19 protein-coding genes are annotated in these 19,049 nt (G+C 51.2%); 2 read left to right on the forward strand and 17 right to left on the reverse strand.

The features are described 5' to 3' along the window. Positions 1-55: 55 nt before the first annotated feature. From QNH46_RS16475 to QNH46_RS16490, 4 genes are all read right to left on the reverse strand, one after another. Positions 56-739, reverse strand: coding sequence for a site-2 protease family protein (locus QNH46_RS16475; RefSeq protein ID WP_283925227.1), 684 nt, complete (start codon positions 737-739; stop codon positions 56-58). 6 nt (positions 740-745) lie between these two features. Continuing rightward, the gene (prmA, locus tag QNH46_RS16480) at positions 746-1,714 is read right to left on the reverse strand and encodes a 50S ribosomal protein L11 methyltransferase (RefSeq protein ID WP_283925228.1); all 969 of its coding nucleotides are present in this window, start codon (positions 1,712-1,714) and stop codon (positions 746-748) included. 263 nt (positions 1,715-1,977) lie between these two features. Beyond that, positions 1,978-2,148, reverse strand: a complete 171-nt coding sequence (locus QNH46_RS16485) for a YfhD family protein (protein ID WP_283925229.1) — start codon at positions 2,146-2,148, stop codon at positions 1,978-1,980. 32 nt (positions 2,149-2,180) lie between these two features. Next, on the reverse strand, positions 2,181-2,549 hold the full coding sequence (locus QNH46_RS16490) for a hypothetical protein (RefSeq protein WP_213590137.1): 369 nt from the start codon (positions 2,547-2,549) through the stop codon (positions 2,181-2,183). A 192-nt stretch (positions 2,550-2,741) separates the two neighbouring features. On the opposite strand from QNH46_RS16490, the gene QNH46_RS16495 reads away from it, so the two are divergent. Together QNH46_RS16495 and QNH46_RS16500 are read left to right on the forward strand one after the other, a co-directional pair. Beyond that, the gene (locus tag QNH46_RS16495) at positions 2,742-3,197 is read left to right on the forward strand and encodes a hypothetical protein (protein WP_283925230.1); all 456 of its coding nucleotides are present in this window, start codon (positions 2,742-2,744) and stop codon (positions 3,195-3,197) included. Between the two features lie 3 nt (positions 3,198-3,200). Beyond that, positions 3,201-3,479: a YxcD family protein gene (locus QNH46_RS16500; protein ID WP_283925231.1), complete on the forward strand. Its 279-nt coding sequence runs from the start codon at positions 3,201-3,203 to the stop codon at positions 3,477-3,479. Between the two features lie 70 nt (positions 3,480-3,549). Here the strand turns inward: QNH46_RS16500 and QNH46_RS16505 are convergent, their stop codons facing one another. The 13 genes from QNH46_RS16505 to QNH46_RS16565 all read right to left on the reverse strand — a co-directional run bounded on the left by QNH46_RS16505 (position 3,550) and on the right by QNH46_RS16565 (position 19,040). Continuing rightward, positions 3,550-3,921, reverse strand: a complete 372-nt coding sequence (locus QNH46_RS16505) for an FMN-binding protein (protein WP_283925232.1) — start codon at positions 3,919-3,921, stop codon at positions 3,550-3,552. A gap of 37 nt (positions 3,922-3,958) precedes the next feature. Then, the gene (locus tag QNH46_RS16510) at positions 3,959-5,386 is read right to left on the reverse strand and encodes a flavocytochrome c (protein ID WP_283925233.1); all 1,428 of its coding nucleotides are present in this window, start codon (positions 5,384-5,386) and stop codon (positions 3,959-3,961) included. Between the two features lie 201 nt (positions 5,387-5,587). Next, entirely contained in the window at positions 5,588-6,292 is a 705-nt protein-coding gene (locus tag QNH46_RS16515; protein WP_283925234.1) for a response regulator, read from the reverse strand. Beyond that, positions 6,289-7,917, reverse strand: a complete 1,629-nt coding sequence (dcuS, locus tag QNH46_RS16520) for a DcuS/MalK family sensor histidine kinase (RefSeq protein ID WP_283925235.1) — start codon at positions 7,915-7,917, stop codon at positions 6,289-6,291. The genes QNH46_RS16515 and dcuS overlap by 4 nt, the downstream gene beginning before the upstream one ends. A gap of 197 nt (positions 7,918-8,114) precedes the next feature. Next, positions 8,115-9,233 (reverse strand): molecular chaperone DnaJ, encoded by a 1,119-nt coding sequence (gene dnaJ / locus QNH46_RS16525; protein ID WP_283925236.1) that lies wholly within the window; start codon positions 9,231-9,233, stop codon positions 8,115-8,117. 150 nt (positions 9,234-9,383) lie between these two features. After that, positions 9,384-11,231, reverse strand: a complete 1,848-nt coding sequence (gene dnaK, locus QNH46_RS16530; RefSeq protein WP_283925237.1) for a molecular chaperone DnaK — start codon at positions 11,229-11,231, stop codon at positions 9,384-9,386. A 47-nt stretch (positions 11,232-11,278) separates the two neighbouring features. Further along, positions 11,279-11,896 (reverse strand): nucleotide exchange factor GrpE, encoded by a 618-nt coding sequence (grpE, locus tag QNH46_RS16535; RefSeq protein ID WP_430691838.1) that lies wholly within the window; start codon positions 11,894-11,896, stop codon positions 11,279-11,281. A 52-nt stretch (positions 11,897-11,948) separates the two neighbouring features. After that, positions 11,949-12,983 carry a heat-inducible transcriptional repressor HrcA gene (gene hrcA, locus QNH46_RS16540; protein WP_213590126.1) on the reverse strand — a complete coding sequence of 345 codons (1,035 nt, stop codon included), beginning with the start codon at positions 12,981-12,983 and terminating at the stop codon, positions 11,949-11,951. Between the two features lie 105 nt (positions 12,984-13,088). Continuing rightward, on the reverse strand, positions 13,089-13,556 hold the full coding sequence (locus QNH46_RS16545) for an N-acetyltransferase (RefSeq protein ID WP_283925238.1): 468 nt from the start codon (positions 13,554-13,556) through the stop codon (positions 13,089-13,091). 71 nt (positions 13,557-13,627) lie between these two features. Next, complete coding sequence (hemW, locus tag QNH46_RS16550; protein WP_283928468.1) at positions 13,628-14,833, reverse strand: radical SAM family heme chaperone HemW; 1,206 nt, start codon at positions 14,831-14,833, stop codon at positions 13,628-13,630. A 134-nt stretch (positions 14,834-14,967) separates the two neighbouring features. After that, complete coding sequence (lepA, locus tag QNH46_RS16555; protein WP_283925239.1) at positions 14,968-16,785, reverse strand: translation elongation factor 4; 1,818 nt, start codon at positions 16,783-16,785, stop codon at positions 14,968-14,970. 179 nt (positions 16,786-16,964) lie between these two features. After that, on the reverse strand, positions 16,965-17,924 hold the full coding sequence (locus QNH46_RS16560) for an acetylxylan esterase (RefSeq protein ID WP_283925240.1): 960 nt from the start codon (positions 17,922-17,924) through the stop codon (positions 16,965-16,967). Between the two features lie 93 nt (positions 17,925-18,017). Beyond that, on the reverse strand, positions 18,018-19,040 hold the full coding sequence (locus QNH46_RS16565) for a glycoside hydrolase family 130 protein (protein ID WP_283925241.1): 1,023 nt from the start codon (positions 19,038-19,040) through the stop codon (positions 18,018-18,020). Positions 19,041-19,049 lie beyond the last annotated feature (9 nt).

Consider the following 19,049-nt stretch of genomic DNA (forward strand, 5'->3'; position numbering starts at 1 on the left):
ATACAACTTTTGAATTATGGATTCCAGTATTTATTCCTCGAAAAAATGGGCGGGACTACCCGCCAAACAGCATGAGGAAAAAACTGCCGAACTGAAAATAAATCGAACTGGCTGCCGCATATAAAGGTTCAATAATCACGCTGCGGAGCTGGGGAATGATCAGGATGAGCAAAAAGATGAGTACAGACCACTGCTCAAATTGCTTCAATGAGATTCTGGCCCGGTCAGGTACGATATCCTCCAGAATACGGTAGCCGTCAAGCGGCGGCAGCGGCAATAAGTTGAATAGGAAAAGGAAAAAGTTCCAGAAATTAAAAATTCCAAAAAAAGTATGAACGGCATTATACAAGATTTCATTCGAAATCATGTCGAGTATGCCGAACCTGGAAAGCGCAACATAAATCATCGTCCCGAGAAAACCGAGCAGCAAATTGCTCAGCGGCCCTGCCGCGGCGACGACAATCCCCATTTGCCGCGGCTTATCAAAATTATCCCGGTTGACGGGAACCGGCCTTGCCCAGCCGAATCCCGCAATGAGAAGCAAAATCACTCCGAACAGGTCGAAGTGGACAGCCGGGTTCAGGGTGAGCCGCCCCTGCAGCCGTGCTGTCGGGTCCCCAAATTTATTGGCAAAATAAGCGTGGGAAAACTCGTGCACGGTAAAAGCGATGATCAGCGTAATTAAAAAATAAGGCAGCTGATCCAGGGGAATCCTCAATATTTTATTTAAAAAATCCATGAACAGCTACCTCTTTCTCGCGACGAAAGCAACCCAATCCTCTTCGCGGGCGATCTCCTCAATTTCGAAGCCCGCCGCAAGCAGCGCTTCCTTCACGGCTTGTTCTTTGTTTTTATATATTCCCGAAGCAATATAATATCCGCCCGGCTGCAGCGCCTGGTATACGTCATCGATGAATAACAGGATAATTTCCGCTAGTATATTAGCTACAACCACGCGAACGGGCAGTTTAACGTTTAGCTCGGCCCCTGCTTCCTGCTTCAAAACGGATAACAGGTCGCTCTCCAAGACCGTAATTTGCTCCTCCAGCTTGTTGAGCCTCGTATTCTCGATTGCGCTGGAAACAGCAACCGGATCCAGATCCAATGCTAGAACCCGGGATGCGCCAAGCTTAACCGCCCCGATGGCGAGAATGCCTGAGCCAGTCCCAACGTCAATAACCTCGTCCCCTTCTCGAATAACGCCCTCCAGCGTACGGAGGCACAACGAGGTCGTAGGATGCGTGCCGGTTCCAAAAGCCATGCCTGGATCAAGCTCAATGATTTTCTCCTGCTCCGATTGGGGGACGTAATCCTCCCAGGTCGGCTTGATCGTCAGCCGCTCGGACACGCGGATCGGCTTAAAATATTGCTTCCAGTTGTTCGCCCAGTCGTCCTCGCTGACATCCTTCACTGCGATTTCTGCCTTGCCGGGATCAATGTCGTAATTTGGCAACTCCGCAATCCGTTCCTTTACAGAAGCTACCACCGCATCAATGTCCGTTCCTTCCGGGAAATACCCGCTAATTCTTGCTTCCCCCTGTGGAATATCGTTGGGCGGTATTTCAAACCATTGTCCCAAGGACGTATCTCTAGGCTTATTGTTGTCCACGTACTCTTCAATGGTAACGCCGCCAGCCCCCTCCTCATGCAAGAAGTTGGTAATCATCTCTACCGCTTCTTCCGTTGTATGTATAGATATTTCCTTCCAAATCATGTTGATTTATCCTCCTCGGTTCATACGCATACCCTTTATTGTACTATATAATATCCAGGGAAACAAAGGCCGCTAATGGCCTTACCTCGATCGTTCCAAGTCCGGTTGAAGGCTCATGAAAAAAGGGCAAAAGACGCAAATTGTCTTTTACCCTGAATTTAAAGTTCCTCCGGCTGCTCTGAGCCAGGGATCCGTCATTTTTCCGGAGCTCCATGAACAGCGGCTGCCCGCGGTCCTGCTGCATGGCTTACGCCCATACTTGATCAGAAGCGCTGCTGCTGCCTGCGGTCAGCGCGCTCGCTGCGCTCCAACGCTTCCCAATCCTCCTGATCGGCCAAGTCTTCGGAGAACTCCACGTCCTCGTTGTGTCCAATGGGTATTCTTGATGACTTTACCGTATTGGAGCGCTTTGCGTCCTGCTTGTGCTCGCTCATCTTCCCGTTTCCCTCCTTCGGATAGTTGCAAGTTACATCATCCCGCCAAGCTCTTCAATGATTCGCAACGCTTGATGATGACTGGACTCGTCCACGACAACCGTCAGCAGGATATCGTGTCCGGTCGGTCCGCCTTGGCCGCCATGACTCATTCCGCTTGCTGCAGGATCGGCAGCCGACAAAATGCCGGCCGACCTGTTGGTGATCTCCGCATCCTGAGTAATTGCCGCCAGGCTCGAAATTTTGCCGGTGACCGGATTTAGCGGGTCATAACCCTCGCCCGGATATCTGCTGAAACGGTCGATGGACAAATCCGCGACCCGAAGGGCCTGCAATTTTCTGGCCGCGCCCTCCGCCTCTTCCGGGCTTTTAAAATAAGCGAGTATGTTTTTTTCACCCACCCGTGATCGCCTGCCTTCCCTCGGCATGTATTGAACCTGCTTCTTGTGCAGCTTCTTAGTCTGTAGGATGCAAAAATGAATGGCATTTTATACAAATGATTCGTTCTTTTAAAATTTGAAACTATTATCGGGAGGTTTCGTATATACTCTTATATAAATACCATTTTTACAGTAGGAGGGTTTATTTATAGTATGTTCAAGAAAATGACGGCGCTCGTGATGGTATTCACTTTATTGTTTGCTTTCGCCTCTGCGGATTTCGCTGACGCGCGGCGCGGCGGTGGTTTTAAATCCGGGCCTCGCAGTTACACGACAACGCCAAAGAAATCAAGCAACGTCAATAAGTCGGAATCCAACACGACCAACAAATCGACTGCAACTCCAGGCGCTACGAATAATAGAACCGGATTTTTCGGCGGTGGCAGCTTCATGAAAGGCATGATGGTCGGCGGTTTGGCCGGACTTCTGTTCGGCGGACTGTTCGGAGGCATGGGCTTTTTAGGCGAATTGCTGGGGCTCGCAGTCAACTTGATTGCCATTTACCTGATCGTAATGGTGGCGGTTGCCCTGTTCCGCAGGTTTAGGAAGCCTCAGGTGTATCAAGGACCGCGTCATGACGACCATGACAATCGCGGAGGAAGATTTTAAGCTATGATTCTAAGCATGGATGAAATCATCAACGCCATTTGTATTCATACAGCCGAACGTACCGGCTTGCGGCCAACAGACATCCAGGTGGAGCTGAGCTGGGATGAAGATACAGGCTATACCGGCGAGGTCTGGGCTAACGGGCGCAGCCGTTACCTGATCGAATTGAATATTATAGAAGCGATTATCCAGTATGTATATAAAGAGTATGGCATTCGCGCCTTCAAGGACGATATAACCCTTGAGCTGGACGAAGAAATTACGGCTACGATCAAGCAGTGAGTGTCATGCTATACGCTAAAGAAAAGGCACCCTGCCGTTAATAACGGCAGGGTGCCTTTTTCTTTAGAAATTATTTTTTAGCGCCAGACAGTGCACTTTCCACTGCTTCGACAATAGCCTCGCTGGATTTGGAAGCTCCGGATATCACGTCGATATCCTCTGTGGATTGCTCCTGAATGATCTCCGGTATCGTGACATCGATGGCGGCATCGATGATGCTCTGCGTTTCGCCATGTTCAACAATTTGAATGTTATTTATTTTATCCCCTTTTACCTCTACGGAGACTTTAATCTTACTCTTTGCCCCTTGCGCGCTTCCTTCGTAAATTCCGTCGATATATTGTCCGCCGCCGCTGGAGCAACCTATAAGTAACACCGACGCTGCTAAAATTGACGTGACTGCCAATATAGCACGCTTCTTCATTGATCCTTGCATCGTCATGTCATTTCTCCTTCTATTCGAGCTCTAAGCCCATCATCTATTTCAATGATTTCACAGCTTCCTGAGCAGCAATGCGCCCAAATGTGGTAATATCCGCCAGTGCATTACCGCCAAGCCGGTTCGCTCCATGAACGCCGCCGGTAACCTCTCCTGCAGCAAAAAGATTCGGAATGGCTGCGCCGGACTCATCCAGCACCTGAGCCTCCGTATTGATCACTACGCCGCCCATCGTGTGATGAATGCCCGGTGTAATCTTGATAGCATAGTAGCTGCCTTTCGAGAAATCAAGACGCATATCGTCGCGCTGGAAGTCCTCATCTATACCCGATTCCTTAAATTCGCTATAGCGGGTCACGGTTTGCTCCAACACTGCCGCATCAACCCCGATTTTACCTGCAAGCTCAGCGAGCGTCTGGCCATCTTGGACAAGTCCCATCTCGAAATACGTATCCGTAGCCTTAAGTGTCCCGCGCAATTCGTCATTAAAAATCAAATATGCGATTTTATCCGTCTGGGCTAGAATATTTTTGGACACAACATCTCTCGTCAACAGCTCGTTCGTAAAGCGTGCACCTTCCTGGTTAACAAGAATCGCCCCGTCTCCACGAACCCCTTCTGTAATAAGCACGCCTTCGCCCGGTATCGTTGTTGGATGAATTTGGATTTCCTTCATGTCTACCAGCTTAGCGCCGACAGCCGAGGCCAGTTTAATACCATCCCCTTGTGCCCCCGGAGCGTTGGTTGTAGCGAAGCCCTTAAGATCAGGGTTGTTCTCCACAACCATATCCAGGTTGGCACCAAACCCTCCAGAAGCCAGAATGACTGCTTTCGCCTGGATTTCAAAAGCTTTGCCGTCTTTGTCGGTACCTTTGACGCCCGTTACATTACCGTCTTTATCCGTTACGATTTCTGTTACGTTGTGCTGCAGACGGACATCCACATTCAGTTCATCCAATTTCTTCTTTAAAGCCATGACGATAAAGTTGCCTGCGGCTTCCCCACCCTTCGGTCTATGGATCCGCGGAACGCTAGAGCCTCCCGCTTTACCGACCTCTGCCAACTCTGCACCGTTCTCTTTAAGGAATTGGATCGAGGCCGCGGCGTTCTCCGTCAACACTTTGACCAATTCCGGGTTATTCACATTTTTGCCGCCCTTCATCGTATCCTCAAAATGCAACTCTGGGCTGTCTTCAATACCTTGCGCCTGTTGATATTGCGTTCCGGCAGCATTCAATCCCCCTTCGGCCCGGGCCGTGTTCCCGCCGAGCATCGGCATTTTCTCCAGCAAAACAACCTTCGCTCCCGATTGATGAGCCTCGATGGCTGCAGACATTCCTGCTCCGCCGCCGCCGACAATTACTATGTCTGTGGAATCCGCTTTGCCTCCACAACCGGATAAAATGATTGCTAGCATCATCACGGCCATCATTGTGAGTGCTGCTGGTTTGATCTGTCTTGTTTTCATGCTGTTCCCCTCTTTACTTTGTTTGTATGCTGCAACATCACATTGTGCATGTTTTCACATGATAATCATTGTAAATTCGATCTCTATTTCTGAATAGATTTTGTAAGTACTAAAATTGTTAATTAAGTAATGTAAGCAAAGCCGATTTCGCGCAAGAAACCCCGTCGTTAGAAACCATGACGAGGTTTTTTGGCCTGTTAGTTAAATATACATAGCGACGATCTTGGACTTGTCCGGCAAAGCATGAAAGATATCAAGGGGACGCCCCCCCGTCCCGTAGATCATTTCTGTCTGCAGCACGCCGATTTCCAGCAGGAAGGAAAGATATTTTCTAACTGACACACGAGATATGCCGGACAACCGGGAGGCATCTTCGGTAGAAAAGCTGCCGCGATGTCCCTCAATTGCTTCCCATACGATTTTGAGCGTTCCCGGCGTCAAGCCTTTCGGCAAACTCTGGGCCTTCCCTTCCTCGGGCGATCTTCGGATGAGCTGATCCAAATCGTCCTGACTCATGCTGGCCGGCGCAATCATGCGATGATAGGTTTCGCGGTAATGATCCAGCGCCGCTTTGAATCTTGGAAAATGAAACGGCTTAATCAGGTAGTCCACCGCGCCGTATTGCAGAGCCTTCTTAATGCGCTCTGGATCACGGGCCGCGGATATCACAATTACGTCAATATTCGCATCACTGCTGCGTATTTGGTTAAGCAGGTCGAAGCCGTCTTTGGTGCGCATAAAAAGATCAAGCAAAATCAGCTGCGGACGTTCGCATTCCAGCAGTATTTCAGCTTCGGCAACGGAAGAGGCCGTACCTATACAGCAGTAGCCGTCGACCTGTTCCAAGTAGCTGCGGTTAAAATGCGCTACCATAGGGTCATCCTCCACAATAAGTACGCTGATCATTTGGCCAACGCCTCCTTTATCGCATAAGGCAAGGTTACCGTAAACCGAGTTCCTGCGCCCTGCCGAGTACAGCATTCCAATCTGCCCCCTAGCTCCTTCACTCGCAGCATAACGAGATATAGCCCCATTCCCCGGTTCTCTCCTTTGGTAGAAAATCCTTTGTCATAAATAACAGACTGGATATCGTCGTGAATTCCGCTGCCGTTATCTCTGACGGAGCAAAGAAGCTCCCCCGCATCTTCATCATAACGGATGGCAAGCTCAATTCGCGGTGCTTCGCGGCTTGCGCGCTCCGTACTCAGCGCTTCCAAGGCATTATCGAATAAATTGCCAAGTATGGTGATGAGATGGTGCATCGCTTCTCCACTCCGTGGCTCAGGCAGCATGCTGTGCTTCAGAAGCACGAAATCAATCCCGGCTTCCCTGGCCCGGCTCATTTTCCCGAGAATAAACCCGGCCATGACCTGGTCCCGGATCTGTTCCGTAACTGCTCCCACTTCCGATTCATGGGTCTGAAGCGACTCGGAAATATACTCCTGAAGCTGGTCGAAATACGCCATATGGGCCATCCCATAGATGACATGAAGCTTGTTCCTGAACTCATGCGCCTGCGCGCGCAGCGCCTCCGCATAGGACGACAACCCGGACAATCGCTCATTCATTATCCGGATTTCCGTCTTATCCCGAAAGGTGGCAATGACTCCAGCAACCTCTCCGTTCACCAGAATAGGAACGCTGCTGACGCGCACGACAGCGGCTCCCAGCTCAACTTCTTGATCCGACAAGGATTCCCCGGTTAGCAGGATGTCCTCCCAGCCCAGGCCTGGCCATATGCGCCTGATATCCTCATCGATCAGCTTGGCTGGAATCCCTGCCTGTCTCAATAATCTGCGGCCTTCCTCATTGATGAGCGTAATTTGCAAATGCCCGTCTACAGCAATAATTCCTTCCTTGGCCGACTGAAGCATAGCATTTCTTTCCTTCAGCAGCTTGGCGATCTCGAACGGCTCCATGTCATATATGGTTTGCTTGATCTTGCGCGCCAGCAAGTACGCCCCCACAGTGCCGATCACTGCACCGAGTCCAAGTCCCCAGTATAGAATCCATTGATTTTTAGAGGCTTCCTCAGAAATCCGCCGCATCAATACTCCCGTCAGAACCGCACCAACCTGACTGCCCTCCGCATCAAAAACCGGAATAAACGACCTGAGGGAGGTTCCGAGCGTGCCTTCCGCGATGGAGACGATATGTTCTCCATGAAGAAGAACAGGTCCCTCATCGCCGCCAGCCATATGCTGCCCGACAAGCTCGGGATTAGGGTGAGACCTTCGGATGCCTCTCATATCGATCACTACCACAAATTCCACATCATTGAGCCTACGTATCCTATTCGCATACTGCTGGATATCAAATGAACTCTGCGGGTTGCGCAGAGCCTCCTGTACAGATGGCGTAAGAGCAACCGTTCGAGAGACGGCGACTACCCGCTCCTGCAAATTCCGTCTCGTTTGAGCTTTGAACTGCTCGCTGAACAGAAAATAAATAATCGATAACACAATAGCGAGAACAAGGCAAACTAACAGGGTTATTGTGGTTTGCAGACGGAGTGCTTTTTTTCTCCTCAAAGAAATCCCTCCTGCTGTTTTTCACTCCTGCTATTTTACCTTGCCCTTTGCCGCCGCGCTGTGAATTTTGTATTGCATGTCTGCACAGCAAACCTTGTTATTGAACCACCCTCTTGCTTCCCAATAAAAAACGAAAAAAGAAAAACCGACGTCTTTATGACGTCGGCTAGACCCTGTGTTTATTTAGCTTATGATTCTCAATCCCCACGGAATGCCCGCTTCATTCGATCGAAAAACGACTGCTCGTTCTCGTGCGTATGCTCCCCGTCGAGCGCGGCAAATTGCCGCAGCAGATCTTTCTGCTCGTCGCTTAGCTTGCTCGGCGTTACGACAACCACCTTGATATGCTGGTCGCCTTGGCCGATGCCGCGAAGCCGCGGCACTCCTTTGCCTTTCAGGCGGAAATAAGTGCCTGTCTGCGTACCGGCCGGCACCTTCAGCTTCACTTTCTCCGTGAGCGTCGGGATTTCGATTTCATCCCCCAATGCCGCCTGGGCAAAGGTCAATGGGATTTCGCAATAAATGTCATCGCCTTCACGCTCGAAGAAATCATGCGGCTTTACACGAATGACGATGTACAAGTCCCCTGCAGGACCGCCGCGCAGGCCGCCTTCCCCTTCGCCGGTCATCCGCAGTTGAGCGCCGTCGTCTACCCCGGCTGGAATGCGGACATGGATTTTGCGCTGTTTTTTCACTTTGCCACTGCCTTGGCAAGTCGAGCATTTCTCTTTAATAATTTGTCCTCTGCCCGAACAATTGCTACAAGCACGGCGGTTCACCATACGGCCGAACGGCGTATTCTGAACCACTTCCTCCTGTCCTGTACCACGACAAACGGAGCAAGTCTCAGGCTTCGTTCCAGGCTTCGCCCCGGAGCCAAAGCACGTATCGCAATTCTCCGTGCGCGGAATCGTAATGTCGCTTTCTTTGCCAAAGACAGCTTCCTTGAACTCGATCGTCATCGTATACTGCAAATCGTTGCCGCGCTGCGGCGCATTCGGATCGCGACGGCCGCCGCCGCCGAAGAACATATCGAAAATATCGCCGAAGCCGCCGAAGTCCGCCCCGGAAAATCCGCCGCCCATCCCCTGATTCGGGTCGATATGGCCATATTGGTCATATCGAGCGCGTTTTCCCGAGTCGCTCAGGACATCGTATGCTTCCTTGACTTCCTTAAATTTATCCTCCGCATCCGGCGCCTTGTTCACGTCAGGGTGATATTGACGCGCCAGCTTGCGGTAGGCCTTCTTAATCTCATCGTCTGAGGCACTCTTGCCAACGCCTAGCACCTCATAGTAATCGCGTTTTTCAGCCATCCTTCCACCCCCACTATGCTATAGCTCTGCTCTCTCCCGGATCATCCCTCAATCCGGCAAAAGGAAAGTCAAAGCACGGAATGCCCCGCGCTTTGACCTTCCCGGTTCATCAAAGTTGTATGGTTAACCAATCGCTGCTATCCAGTACGATTAGTCTTGCTTCTTGTCTTCGTCTACAACTTCGTATTCAGCATCTACGACGTTGTCTTTGCCAGCTCCGCCGGCAGCGGCACCTTCAGCGCCTTCAGCTTGGCCTGCTTGAGCCTGAGCTTGCTCATACAGCTTCACGGACAGCTGTTGTACAATCTCCGTCAGCTTCTCGGAAGCGGCCTTGATCTCGTCGATATTGTCACCTTCGAGCGCCTTTTTCAGTTCGTCTTTAGCCGCATTGGCTTTCTCCGTCTCTGCAGCGTCGACTTTGTCGCCAAGGTCCTTGATGGTTTTGTCCACACTGTAAATGAGCTGGTCGCCATTGTTTTTCGCTTCTACAAGCTCTCTGCGTTTCTTGTCTTCTTCCGCATGAAGCTCGGCGTCCTTCATCATTTTCTCTACTTCCTCATCGCTCAAGCCGCTGGAGGAAGTGATTGTGATTTTTTGGCTTTTGCCGGTTCCTTTGTCCGTTGCCGATACGTTAACGATCCCGTTGGCATCGATATCAAAGGTAACTTCGATTTGCGGCACGCCGCGTGGTGCGAGCGGAATGTCACCCAGCATGAAACGACCCAGCGTTTTGTTGCCTGCTGCCATTTCGCGTTCCCCTTGCAGTACGTGAATCTCAACACTAGGCTGATTGTCTGCATAAGTAGAGAAGATTTGCGATTTGCTCGTCGGAATCGTCGTGTTCCGTTCGATCATTTTCGTAAATACGCCGCCTGCGGTTTCGATTCCAAGGGACAGCGGAGTAACGTCGAGCAATACTACGTCTTTAACGTCGCCTGTCAGAACGCCCGCTTGTACCGCAGCGCCAAGAGCAACAACTTCATCCGGATTAACGCCTTTGTGCGGCTCTTTGCCAGTCAGTCTCTTGATCGCTTCTTGAACGGCAGGGATCCGCGTGGAACCGCCGACCAATACAACCTTGTCAATCTCCGCTGGTGTCAGCCCGGAGTCGCTCAGAGCGCGGCGTGTCGGCTCAAGCGTCCGTTCTACGAGATGTGCGGACAACTCTTCGAATTTGGCACGAGTCAGGTTCATCTCCAAATGCTGAGGCACGCCGTCGGCTACCGTGATGAACGGAAGGGAAATCGTCGTCGTCAGGACGCCGGACAATTCCTTCTTCGCCTTCTCGGCAGCATCTTTAAGACGCTGTACAGCCGCTTTGTCCTTGCTAAGATCGATACCTTGGTCTTTCTTGAATTCAGCTACCAGGTAGTCGATGATCACTTGGTCAAAGTCATCGCCGCCCAAGCTGTTGTCCCCGCTGGTTGCCTTAACTTCGAAGAAGCCGTCCCCAAGCTCCAGAATGGATACGTCAAACGTACCGCCGCCCAGGTCATATACAAGAATCGTTTGATCTTCTGCTTTCTCCATACCGTACGCCAGTGCTGCTGCCGTAGGCTCGTTCACAATACGCAACACTTCGAGGCCCGCGATTTTACCCGCATCCTTCGTCGCTTGGCGCTGGCTGTCATTGAAATAGGCCGGAACGGTAATGACCGCTTGGGTTACCGGTTGGCCAAGGTAAGCTTCGGCATCGGATTTCAGCTTCTGCAGAATGATCGCCGAAATTTCCTGCGGCGTCATTTCTTTGCCGTCGATATTCTCCTTATGGTTCGTTCCCATATGTCTCTTGATCGAGATGATTGTGCGATCCGGGTTTGTAATAGCCTGGCGTTTTGCCGTCTCGCCGACAACGCGCTCACCGTCTTTCTTGAAGCCTACAACGGATGGCGTCGTACGCGCGCCTTCCGGGTTAGGGATAACGACCGCCTCGCCGCCTTCCATAACGGCTACGCAAGAGTTTGTAGTTCCTAAGTCAATACCGATTACTTTGCTCATATAAGTAATGTCCTCCTTAATAGATTGTGCTTATGTGTGTGCTTCCTCTAACCGCTGACCTTGACCATCGCCGGACGAAGTACCTTATCCTTCAATATATACCCTTTCTGTACCTCTTCGACAACGATGCCTTCTTCATGCTCATCCGATTCCACCTGCATGATCGCCTGATGGAACTCCGGATTGAACGGCTCGCCAACGGTCTCCATCGCCTTCAAGCCTTCATTGCCCAGCACGCCTTCGAGCTGACGGAAAATCATTTCCACGCCCTTCGCATAGGAAGAGACATCTGTACCCTGCTCACCGCTGGCAATTGCCCGCTCGAAATTATCGATAACCGGCAACAGCTCGGTGATCAGCTTCGCGGAAGCATATTTCCCCAGCTCTTCCTTCTCTTTCTGTGTACGCCTGCGGAAGTTGTCGAAATCCGCCTGAGCTCTCAGCAGCCTCTGCTGCTGCTCTTCCAGTTCAGCGCGAAGCGCCTCTGCCTCTTTATTGCTCCCTTCGGCCGAGCTAGCCTCGGAAGTCTGCTGCTCGTTCGCCACAGTTTCCTCCGCAGTGCTGTTCTCGTCCGTTGTATGTTCTTGATTTACGTTATCGCTCATTTCCAACTCTTCCTCTACATTCGTATTGATGTTGTCTTGAATCGGTTCCTGCTCCTTCAAGATGTTCACCTCCTTAACATGCCGTGCAACATAAATATCATGCTCATTCTTATTAATGTAAGCGGGACAGGAATTCTGTCAAATCCTTAGATAACATATCCAAAATCCGCATGACCCGGGCATACTCCATTCTGGTTGGACCCAAAATGCCGATCGTGCCCACGGCTCCGCCATCAATGGCGTAAGTCGCCGTAATCAGACTGCAGTTGGCAAATGCTTCATGCTTGTTCTCGGTACCGATACGCACCTGAATGCCTGACCCCTTCGAAGCCGCGGTCATCATCTTCAGCAACGTCGGCGTCTCCTCCAAGAGGTCAAGAATGCTCTTTACCTTCTCGACATCCCGGAATTCCGGCTGCGTCAGCATGTTGGTCGTTCCGCTAAGGAACAACCGCTGTCCTTCGGTTCCGTCGCTGTCGAGCGCTTCGTCCAGCACCTTGATCAAATCTTCGAAATGGTCGATATGCCGCTGCATTTCTTGACCGATTTCGTTGTAAAGGGCCGACTTCAGTTTATAGATCGGCACGCCGGCCAGCCTGTGATTGAGCAGGTTGACGACCTTCTCTATTTCCGATATGGACACCCCTGGCGGGATCGAGACCGTCTTGTTCTCTACCTGCCCGGTATTTGTCACAATAATGGCGACCGCTGTAGTATCGTTCAGCGGAAGCAGCTGAAAATGACGAAGTGAGGTGTGGAATACTTCCGGCCCAAGCAGAATAGAGGTATAGTTTGTCATATGCGATAAAATCGTACCCGCATGCTGGATGACCTGCTCGGTCGCGTTCAGCTTCTCGGCAAAAAACGACTTCATCGTTCCCAGCTCATCCGAAGTTAACAGATTGAGCGGCATCATATGATCAACATAATATCGGTATCCTTTGTTAGATGGTATACGGCCTGCTGAGGTATGAGGCTGCTCGAGGAATCCGAGCTCCTCCAAATCTGCCATTTCATTACGAATCGTTGCCGGGCTGTAGCCGACATCGCCTCGTTTGGAAATGCTTCGGGATCCCACCGGCTCCGCCGAACGAATATAATCATCTACAATGGCTGTCAGTATCATTCTTTGGCGTTCCGTTAACATGAAAATCCCTCCTATTTAGACTATTGACCGCGTCCGTTAGCACTCACTCATATCGAGTGCTAATCGCTAATACAAAAATACCAAACCGACAAGACGATTGTCAAGTCAGTTCAGTATCTTAAGTACTGCTATTTCGTCACAGGCGTGCTGCTTCGGGCAATGAATGCAGTCCGTCCAGACTTTCTCCGGAAAAATATCCTTCTCTACGACGGTAAACCCGTTTTTCAAGAAAAAAGAAACTTCATAAGTCAGCGCCATAACCTTCGGTATGCCGAGGCCCTTTGCTTCCTCTAGCAGCTGCTCCACAAGCAGAGAGCCGAGACCGCGCCCCTTGTATCCTTCTGCTATACCCAGCGACCGGATTTCTACGAGCTCTTCGCCTAATCGGCAGAGGGATCCGCAGCCAACGACGTTGCCGTCAATTTCAGTTACGACGAAATCATTAATCTGCCTGCTCAGCACCTCTCTCGACCGCGGCAGCATGATGCCCCGCTGGGCATACCCATCAATCATTTGAAATAGAGGCTCTACGTCTTCTAATTTTGCTCTTCTGCATACAGCTACAGCAGGCATGCTGATCCCTCCTCGAATCCGGCACAATAATATGAATAAATATACAACAAAGCGTATATAAGTTCAATATATTATTTTCCGTCCAAGGCACCTACAAATTCGGCAAACACTTCATTGCCAAACAAGATCCCCTTCCGGCTCAACCGGTAGCCTCCTGCTGCTGCGGTTCTTTCCAGCAATCCGGCATCCAGCAATTTGCTGAACTGCCCCCCGAACACTTCATCAAACGAAAGCCCGAACTGGCTCCGGAACCGTTCATCCGAAATGCCCTCCAGTACGCGCAGACCGACCATGACGAAATCCTCCATCGCTTCCTCGCGGGATATCTCGAACCGCTCGAGAATCGGCCTTCCCTGCTGAGTTGCTTCATTATATGGGTTAACGCCCTTAATGTTGACATGGCGCCAGCGATTTACGTATCCGTGGGCGCCTGCCCCAAGGCCGTAGTAATCTTCGTTACGCCAGTAAGTCATATTATGCCGGCTCTCGAAGCCGGGTTTGGCAAAGTTGCTGATCTCATATTGCTTGTATCCGGCTTGCTCCATTCGCTCCATCAGCAGCAGATACATGTTCAATTCGTCCTCTTCCGCCGGCAGGGGAAGCTGGTTCTTCTGATACATCGTATGGAAAAGCGTATTCTCCTCGACTTTGAGGCTGTATATGGAATAATGCGGAAGACCGAGCTCCAATGCTCGGGATACACTGTAATCCAGCATTTCGACCGTCTGGTTCGGCAGACCGAACATCAGATCGATCGACAGATTGTCCAGCCCGGCCGCTCTCGCATTCTCCAAGCTGCGAAATACGTCGTCGGTGTTATGGATTCGCCCGATTCCGCTGAGCAGCTCGTTCTGGAACGCCTGCACGCCGAAGCTGACGCGATTGACGCCCCCCGCTTTCATGACGGCCAGCTTCTCCCGGTCCGTCGTACCGGGATTGGCCTCCATGGAAAATTCGATATCCGCTGCCCAATTCGGAAAGTGACGTCGTACGGAGGACAGGAAAAATTCCATTTCATCCGGTTTGAGTACAGTCGGCGTACCGCCGCCAACGAATATGCTCTTAATCTCTCCGGGCGGTGTCTCCTGCACCGTCAGCTCCATCTCAAGGTCGAGCGCCCGCAAATAATCCATGACCGGCTGATCCTTGAGGACGTAGGAGTTAAAGTCGCAATAGAAGCATTTATTCGTGCAAAACGGAATGTGGATATATACGGCCTGAGGAGCCGTTTTCGTGCTTAGCGAGGAACCCTGCGGCTCCCTGCCTTCCCTTTTCAATTGATGGCTCACGCTGGTGCCCCTCCTTATATCATATATCGCCAGATTAGGCGGTCGTTTCAAACGGTAGTACGGAAAAAGGAAAGCCCTCCGGCTTTCCTTATTTATCCCTATGCATGCGGCAAGTGGTTCGGTTAATTGTCGTCGATTTTCAGAACCGCCATAAACGCCTCCTGCGGCACCTCCACGTTGCCTACCTGCTTCATGCGCTTCTTGCCTTCTTTTTGCTTCTCGAGCAATTTGCGTTTACGGGAGATGTCCCCACCGTAACATTTTGCAAGCACGTTTTTGCGCATTGCTTTGACCGTCTCTCTGGCTACGATCTTCGTACCAACGGAAGCCTGAATCGGCACCTCGAACATTTGGCGTGGAATCAGCTCGCGCAGCTTCTCGCAAATGGCGCGGCCACGGTGGTAAGCCCGGTCTCTGTGAACGATGAAGGACAACGCATCCACCTGCTCCCCGTTGAGAAGGATGTCCATTTTGACCAGGTTCGATTGACGGTAGCCGGAAAGCTCGTAGTCAAAGGAAGCGTATCCCTTCGTGCTGGATTTCAGCTGATCGAAGAAATCGTACACGATTTCGGACAATGGAACCTGGTACGTAATCGTTACCCGCGTCGTATCCAGGTACTCCATATTGATAAATTCCCCGCGTTTGCTTTGGCAGAGCTCCATGACCGTGCCCACGAAATCATTCGGTACGATGATGGAAGCCTTGACGAACGGCTCCTCTACGTGATCGATCTTGCCGACCTCCGGATAGTTGGAAGGGTTATCGATCGACACCGTCTCTCCGTTCGTCAGGGCCACTTTGTATATAACGCTTGGCGCAGTCGTAATGAGGGGAATATTGAACTCCCGCTCGATGCGTTCCTGAATGACGTCCATGTGCAGCAGGCCGAGGAATCCGCAGCGGAATCCGAAACCAAGCGCACTGGAGGTCTCCGGCTCAAAGCTGAGTGAAGCATCGTTCAACTGCAGCTTCTCCAGTGCTTCACGCAAGTCGTTGTAATCGGACGTGTCGATCGGATACAGGCCGCAGAATACCATCGGATTGATCTTGCGGTAACCCGGGAGAGGCTCTGCCGTCGGATTCTTCGCATCCGTAATCGTATCCCCGACCTGTGTGTCGCCCACCGTCTTGATGCCGGCGACGATAAATCCTACATCACCGACATTCAACTCGTCTACTATCGTCATCCGCGGCATGAAGGCGCCGACCTCAATGACCTCAAATGTCTTGCCAGTCGCCATCATTTTAATCTTCGAGCCCGCTTTGATATGCCCGTTAATAACGCGGACATACACGATAACCCCTTTGTACGGGTCGTAATGCGAGTCGAAAATCAGCGCCTTCAGCGGTTCGTCGGGATCTCCCGTCGGCGCAGGTACCTTCTGCACGACCTGCTCAATAATTTCCCTGATGCCAATTCCGGCTTTGGCCGAAGCATGGACGGCCTCGCTGGCGTCCAGACCGATGACATCTTCAATCTCCTGCTTCACGCGATCTGGATCTGCACTCGGCAGATCGATCTTGTTAATGACCGGCAAAATCTCAAGATTGTTATCCAATGCCAAGTAGACATTAGCCAGCGTTTGAGCTTCGATCCCTTGCGCGGCATCGACGACCAGAAGCGCTCCTTCACAAGCTGCCAGGCTTCTGGATACCTCATAAGTGAAGTCGACGTGTCCTGGCGTATCGATCAAATTAAGCACATATTCTTCACCGTCATCCGCACGGTATGAGAGTCGGACTGCCTGTAGCTTAATCGTAATTCCGCGTTCTCTCTCCAGCTCCATCGTATCAAGCACCTGCTGCTGCATTTCCCGCGAGGTTAACGCCCCGGTGTATTCTAAAATGCGGTCAGCCAACGTTGATTTGCCATGGTCGATATGTGCAATAATACAGAAATTCCGAATTTTTTGCTGCCTTGCTCTAATATCTGTCATTGTTACCCCCACCACAAATCCTTAGAAGTATAATCAATTTATTATATCAGGTATGGAAAGCATCAGCAATGTCGGCCTTGGCGTCAGAAAAATAAAATCCCGACCGAGGTTGTTCTCCAACCTCCCAATCGGGATAATTTCTTCTATATTATATAGAAGCAACTGCTTAACTTTAACGTTTACAGTTTCAGGAACGCTTGCAAAGTACGGTCGCTCAAATATGGCAAGTACTCGTGCCCATACTCGTGGTAGACCAGCAGCTCTTTTTCCGCGCAAATTTTGTTATAGACCGCAAATTGCGTGGACGGCGGACAGATCGTGTCGGCAAGTCCGGTTACGAACAGCACCTTGGCCTTAATCCGGCTGGCCAGATGTTGAATGTCAATATAACCTAGCTTCGTGAAAAACTTTTCCTCCCGCAAATGGTGAGGATCGAAGAACCGAAAATAATAATGAATTTCTTCATAAGCCGAAGTCGTAACATTCAGTTCAAAGGCTCTGCGGTAATCGCACAAGAACGGATATACGGGCACAGCCAACTTAACCCTTGACTCCAGTGCAGCGCAAGCTGTTGCTAGGGCGCCTCCCTGCGAGAGGCCGTGCACACCAATCCGCTCTGGGTCAACATGCTCCATACTCATCAGAATCCTCACCGTCTGCACCGTATCGAGAAAGACGTTCCGGAAATACAGCTTATCCGGATTCGGGTCATCGATTCCCCGGATAATATGGCCGCGAATCGTCGTCCCCTGTACCGTCAAATTATCCTCGGACAAGCCGCCTTGACCGCGGCAGTCCAGCGCCAGCACCGTAATGCCGTGAGCCGCATAATTCACCTTATCTGCCCAGTCCCCGCTATCACAGGAGTAGCCATGGAACATCGCCATAGCTGGGCCTTGATCCTCCAGTTTCTTCGGTTTCACGTATTTCGCATGGATTCGCGCTCCGCCTGTCCCGGTAAAATATAAGTGATAGCAATCCGCTAATGGGCTGCTAAATTCAGCCGGAACCAGCTCATAATCCAGTGATTGCCCTTCCAGCTCCTGTAGCGCCCTCGCCCAATACGCATCAAAATCAGCCGGCCGCGGGCTGCTTCCTTCATATTGCTTTAACTCCGCTAACGCCATGTCGCTGCCCATCCCGTTACGCCTCCTCAAATAAGAGGACGAAAGCCGCCTCTTCATGATGAAGGATTCCGCCCTCTGCCTGATATGGTTATCGCAAATCTCAAGCTACATCATGCCGATTCCGGCATCGTCGGCCACTTCCTCGCTCGTCTCCTTTACGTACTCTACAATTTCCTGTACCGTCGTATAGGCCACGCCTACGTAAGTATCCGCTGCTCCGTAATAAATGGCAATCCTGCCCGCTTCGGCATCATGCAGAGTGGCGCACGGGAACACAACATTGTTGACAAAACCCCGTTCCTCGTACCACTCTTCCGGCGTCAGCACATAATTCGCCGAGCGATACTTCACTTTGGAAGGCTCATCCCGGTCCAGAATGACGGCGCCCATGCTGTATACGAGCCCGTTGCACGTGCCGGTAACACCGTGATAGAACATAAGCCAGCCTTCCGTCGTCTCGATCGGGGCCGGTCCGCCGCCGATTTTCACCGATTGCCACCAGCCTTGCCCGCCCTTGGACATGACATGGCGATGCTTGCCCCAATAGACAAAATCAGGGCTTTCACTAAGGAATACGTCGCCAAATGGTGTATGCCCGCTATCGCTAGGGCGGGACAGCATCACATAGTTGCCGTTGATTTTGCGCGGGAAGAGCACTCCGTTGCGATTGAATGGCAGAAACGGATTCTCCAGGCGCACGAACGTTTTGAAATCCTGCGTCTTTGCGGCACCAATGGCAGCTCCATAAAAATCAGTACACCAAATAATATAGTATGTCCCGTCTACCTTGATGACCCGCGGATCATAGGCATAGTTCGGCTGAAACGGCTTGCCTGCCTCGTCGACGAAAGCAATCCGCTCTTCTTCGATCGACCAGTTCAGCGCATCGTCGCTCCATCCGAGATGAAGATGCGGGCGCCCGTTAATCGTTTCCGCACGAAATACTCCGGCGAACCGCCCTTCGAAAGGAACCACCGCGCTGTTAAAAATACGGGCGATCCCCTTGGCCGGATTTCGCTGAATTACCGGGTTATTGCTATGTCTCCACACCGGGCCTGCTGTACCTGCCGGTTTTTCCTGCCAAGGCATGTTTGTTAGTTTGTCTCCAATAATACGCACTTCTGTCATGTGGTATGT

This window comes from Paenibacillus woosongensis, assembly GCF_030122845.1.
Taxonomy (GTDB): domain Bacteria; phylum Bacillota; class Bacilli; order Paenibacillales; family Paenibacillaceae; genus Fontibacillus; species Fontibacillus woosongensis_A.

What these genes read in the sequence shown, in the direction of transcription:
- QNH46_RS16475 (WP_283925227.1), bottom strand. Translation starts at nt 739, where the DNA reads ATGGATTTTTTAAATAAAATATTGAGGATTCCCCTGGATCAGCTGCCT.
- prmA (WP_283925228.1), bottom strand. Translation starts at nt 1,714, where the DNA reads ATGATTTGGAAGGAAATATCTATACATACAACGGAAGAAGCGGTAGAG.
- QNH46_RS16485 (WP_283925229.1), bottom strand. Translation starts at nt 2,148, where the DNA reads ATGAGCGAGCACAAGCAGGACGCAAAGCGCTCCAATACGGTAAAGTCA.
- QNH46_RS16495 (WP_283925230.1), top strand. Translation starts at nt 2,742, where the DNA reads ATGTTCAAGAAAATGACGGCGCTCGTGATGGTATTCACTTTATTGTTT.
- QNH46_RS16500 (WP_283925231.1), top strand. Translation starts at nt 3,201, where the DNA reads ATGATTCTAAGCATGGATGAAATCATCAACGCCATTTGTATTCATACA.
- QNH46_RS16505 (WP_283925232.1), bottom strand. Translation starts at nt 3,921, where the DNA reads ATGACGATGCAAGGATCAATGAAGAAGCGTGCTATATTGGCAGTCACG.
- QNH46_RS16510 (WP_283925233.1), bottom strand. Translation starts at nt 5,386, where the DNA reads ATGAAAACAAGACAGATCAAACCAGCAGCACTCACAATGATGGCCGTG.
- QNH46_RS16515 (WP_283925234.1), bottom strand. Translation starts at nt 6,292, where the DNA reads ATGATCAGCGTACTTATTGTGGAGGATGACCCTATGGTAGCGCATTTT.
- dnaJ (WP_283925236.1), bottom strand. Translation starts at nt 9,233, where the DNA reads ATGGCTGAAAAACGCGATTACTATGAGGTGCTAGGCGTTGGCAAGAGT.
- dnaK (WP_283925237.1), bottom strand. Translation starts at nt 11,231, where the DNA reads ATGAGCAAAGTAATCGGTATTGACTTAGGAACTACAAACTCTTGCGTA.
- hrcA (WP_213590126.1), bottom strand. Translation starts at nt 12,983, where the DNA reads ATGTTAACGGAACGCCAAAGAATGATACTGACAGCCATTGTAGATGAT.
- QNH46_RS16545 (WP_283925238.1), bottom strand. Translation starts at nt 13,556, where the DNA reads ATGCCTGCTGTAGCTGTATGCAGAAGAGCAAAATTAGAAGACGTAGAG.
- lepA (WP_283925239.1), bottom strand. Translation starts at nt 16,785, where the DNA reads ATGACAGATATTAGAGCAAGGCAGCAAAAAATTCGGAATTTCTGTATT.
- QNH46_RS16560 (WP_283925240.1), bottom strand. Translation starts at nt 17,924, where the DNA reads ATGGGCAGCGACATGGCGTTAGCGGAGTTAAAGCAATATGAAGGAAGC.
- QNH46_RS16565 (WP_283925241.1), bottom strand. Translation starts at nt 19,040, where the DNA reads ATGACAGAAGTGCGTATTATTGGAGACAAACTAACAAACATGCCTTGG.